At 63.6% G+C, this 825-nt stretch carries 1 pseudogene; it reads left to right on the top strand.

Features of this window, described 5'->3' with window-relative positions:
* Nucleotides 1-825 (top strand): annotated as a pseudogene (locus I5M_RS29835) (threonine--tRNA ligase); the annotation flags it as partial.

The raw sequence follows: 825 nt of genomic DNA, 5'->3' as shown, positions 1-825 counted from the left end.
AGGGGCATCTCGCCGTCGCTCGCCAAAGCGCACCGTGGCGATGGCGCTCGACGGCACGCTGACCGACCTCGCCGATCCGATCGAGCAGAACGCCAAGATCGACTTCGTCGCGCGTGAAGACGCGCGTGCGCTCGAGCTGATCCGCCACGACTGCGCCCACGTCCTCGCCGAAGCCGTGCAGAGCCTTTGGCCGGGCACCCAGGTGACCATCGGCCCGACCATCGAGAACGGCTTCTACTACGACTTCTTCCGCAACGAGCCGTTCACGCCCGAAGATTTCGCCGCGATCGAAAAGCGGATGCGCGAGATCATCCAGCGCGACAAGCCGTTCACCAAAGAAGTCTGGAGCCGCGACGAGGCCAAGAAGGTGTTCGCCGACAACGGTGAAGCCTTCAAGGTCGAACTGGTCGACGCGATCCCTGAAGATCAGACCATCAAGATCTACAAGCAGGGCGAATGGTTCGATCTGTGCCGCGGCCCGCACATGACCTCGACCGGCAAGATCGGCACCGCCTTCAAGCTGATGAAGGTGGCCGGCGCGTATTGGCGCGGTGACAGCAACAATCCGATGCTGACCCGCATCTACGGCACCGCCTGGGCCAAGCAGGAAGACCTCGACGCTTACTTGCATCAGATCGAGGAAGCCGAGAAGCGCGACCATCGCCGGCTCGGCCGCGAGCTCGACCTGTTCCACTTCCAGGAGGAAGGCCCCGGCGTCGTGTTCTGGCACGCCAAAGGCTGGAGCATCTTCCAGTCGCTGATCGCCTATATGCGCCGCCGCCTTGCCGGCAACTACGACGAGGTCAGGCGCGCCGCAGATCCTGG

Origin of the sequence: Rhodopseudomonas sp. B29 (genome assembly GCF_000333455.1) — a bacterium.
Lineage (GTDB): Bacteria > Pseudomonadota > Alphaproteobacteria > Rhizobiales > Xanthobacteraceae > Rhodopseudomonas.
Note: the sequence above shows the minus strand (reverse complement) of the source record. Positions and strands in the feature narration are given on the sequence as shown.